Source organism: uncultured Lamprocystis sp. (genome assembly GCF_903933125.1).
Classification (GTDB): domain Bacteria; phylum Pseudomonadota; class Gammaproteobacteria; order Chromatiales; family Chromatiaceae; genus Thiodictyon.
This window is the reverse complement of sequence record NZ_CAIZIZ010000497.1, coordinates 1-2781: the sequence shown is the minus strand read 5'-3', so window position 1 is coordinate 2781 and position 2781 is coordinate 1. Positions and strand designations below refer to the sequence as shown.

The following is a 2781-nucleotide window of genomic DNA, read 5'->3' as shown; positions in this document are numbered from 1 at the left end:
GGCGATTCGGACACGTTACTGTTGTCGGGCCACGAACTACTTGGCGATGATTCACCTGGCCTGTGCCCTAATCCTGTCCAGGAAACTTGCAGCCGCTTGAAGGCAGGAGTAAGCATATTCTGTGCCGGATGTCCTCTAAGTTGGGAGATGGCTGGACGAAGGGCCACCGCGGCCATGATCGTCATTCCGGCCACAGCGATCACCGGGATTTATCCACAGATGTCACAGATGTCACAGATGAAGAAAAATATCTGTGTTCATCTGTGACATCTGTGGATCAGCGTTCCGCCCCAGGGCCTCGGCGACGCCGACCGGAACGCGGATCGAGGCCGGCCGCCGCGGCCGCGACCACCCGCGGCGTAAAGACCCTTTCGGCGCGCCGGGAACTCAAGGTTATACTGGCGGGCTCCGGGTGTCATCGCTTACGTTATCGCGGTCCGCCGTCGGGAATCGAGCATCGCCGCCCTGACCACGCGGCCGCTCCTGCCGCACGCTCAGCCCTCTCACGACAAGAACCCAGCGATGAAAGCGACCCGAGTCCCGATCAGCAAGAAAACCTGGCTTCGCTTCTGGGGCATGCTCAAGGCCCTGCGGCGGTCGCCGGTGGGTCCCAAGGCATCGCTGTTCGCCGGTTTGTTGATCGCCTTCCTGTTTACCATCAACGGACTGAACGTCGTCAACAGCTATGTCGGCCGGGACTTCATGACGTCGATCGAGTCCAAGGAGTTGGGCCGCTTCTTTCATTATGCCCTGCTCTATGTGCTGGTGTTCGCCGTCGCGACCACGGCCGCGGTCTTTTACCGGTACTGCGAGGAGCGGCTCGGTCTGCTCTGGCGCAAATGGCTGACCGAGCGCTCGATCGACAAGTATATGCGGGACCACATCTACTATCGGATGAACGCCTACGGCGATCTGAAGAATCCGGATCAGCGGATCACCGAGGATATCCGCTCGCTCGCCGGCACCACCTTGTCGTTCGTCTTGATGATTCTGAACGCCAGTATCACCGTTATTGCCTTCTCCGGGGTCATGTGGTCGATCAGCCCGCTGCTGCTGTGGGTCACGATCCTGTATGCCGCGCTGGGGTCGGTCTGCACCTTCTATCTCGGGCGCCCGTTGATTCAGCTCAATTATGATCAATTGGACCGGGAGGCCAATTTCCGCTCACGCCTGGTGCATGTCCGCGAGAATGCCGAGTCCATCGCCCTGGTGCGTCAGGAAGACCGGCTGCGGGATCGGCTGCATGACCGTCTGGATCAATTGACCGCGAACTTTCGGCGCATCATCGACGTCAATCGCAACCTCGGCTTCTTCACCACCGGTTACAACTATCTGATCCAGATCATCCCGGTCTTGCTGGTCGCGCCCTTGTTCATCAATGGTGAAGCGCAATTCGGTGTGATCAGCCAATCGGCCATGGCGTTCGGGCATTTGATCGGCGCCTTCTCGCTGATCGTCACCCAGTTTCAGCAGATCTCGGCTTACACCGCCGTTATCGCCCGTCTGGAGGCCTTGGCCGAGGCCGTGCAGCATGCCGCGCAACCGACCTCCCCGACCATCACCTATTGCACCGACTGCGGTCTCATCGCGTTCGACCGTCTGACGCTCAAGTCACCCCGCAGCGGGCGTTTGTTGGTCAAGGAACTGACGGCCTCGATTCCGGCGAAGACCCGCTGCCTGATCCGGGTCACCGACGAAGCGGCGCGCTCCGCCTTGTTCCGTGCGACGGCGGGGCTCTGGGATCAGGGCGAGGGCACGATCACGCGGCCAGCGGCGGACGACATCCTGTTCCTGCCCGAGCGCCCCTATGTGCCGCCGGGCACGCTGCGCGAGGTCTTGCTGCCCGGCGGGGGCGAGCGGCGTTTTTCGGACGAGCGTATCCTGGTCACCCTGCGTCGGCTCAATCTGGTGCCCGCCGTACAGCGTGCCGGGGGCCTGGATTGTGAGCAGAACTGGAGTGATCTCCTGTCGCTGGGCGAGCAGCAATTACTCGCGTTCGCCCGGGTGCTGCTGGCCGAGCCCGTCTTCGTTTTTCTCGATCATCCCTCGCGTGCGCTCAGCGAGTGCCAGGTCGATGAACTGCTGTGTCTGCTGTGCGAACGGGGCATCACCTATGTCACCCTGGGTGAGCAGGATGAAGATACCACCCTATACGATCAGTTGCTCAACTTCGATCAACACGGTGACTGGACGATGGCGCCGCCCCCCAACCGGTTGGACGATGCCTGTTGCGGGGTCTTGGTCCGGAGTGCGCAGGAGCAAATGGATACGGATGGCGATGGGACTGGAACGCTGCTTGGTGACGAGTTGAGAACAGCTTAGACACGAGTACAATCGTTGTCGTTGTCGTTGTCGTTGTCGTTGTCGTAATCGGAGACGCGGTTCGACTTGGGGACCTTGATCATCGTTCCGGCCAGTGCTCGGGCCGCGCGCACCGGAGGACGAGGCTTTAGGCGGGTGGTATCCGATGTTCCGGAAATCACCTTAGCCGGACCAGGGCCGCGCAGACGCAATGTCGACCGGCTAACGGCCATGGTGCCCGCGCCACGGCGGAACATGAAAGTCCTCTCGACCGCTGCGTAGTCAGGGCTTCCAGCCCTGACCGTTCCAGTCCCGATGCCGTCAGGCCAGGATGGCCTGACGACGCACGTTCACGGTAACGGCCATGGAAGGAACAGCAAGCCACCCCGGAAGATGAAAGTCCCCCGTGGGAGCGGCGTCCCGCCGCGATGGGGCCGGGCGCGTAACCCGACCGTTCGGGGTGACCGCGGCATCCATCGC

Annotated in this window: 2 protein-coding genes; both read left to right on the top strand. The window is 61.7% G+C overall.

What is annotated here, in order from left to right; translation table 11 throughout:
* Positions 1 to 267 (top strand): hypothetical protein (locus QZY03_RS27125; RefSeq protein ID WP_295586646.1); only part of this gene is annotated, 267 nt, incomplete at its 5' end.
* A gap of 255 nt (positions 268 to 522) precedes the next feature.
* Positions 523 to 2322 (top strand): ABC transporter transmembrane domain-containing protein, encoded by a 1800-nt coding sequence (locus QZY03_RS27120; RefSeq protein ID WP_295586644.1) that lies wholly within the window; start codon positions 523 to 525, stop codon positions 2320 to 2322.
* Positions 2323 to 2781: the final 459 nt, after the last annotated feature.

Excerpts from the sequence above, each read along its gene's own strand:
- QZY03_RS27120 (WP_295586644.1), top strand. The coding sequence starts at position 523 with ATGAAAGCGACCCGAGTCCCGATCAGCAAGAAAACCTGGCTTCGCTTC.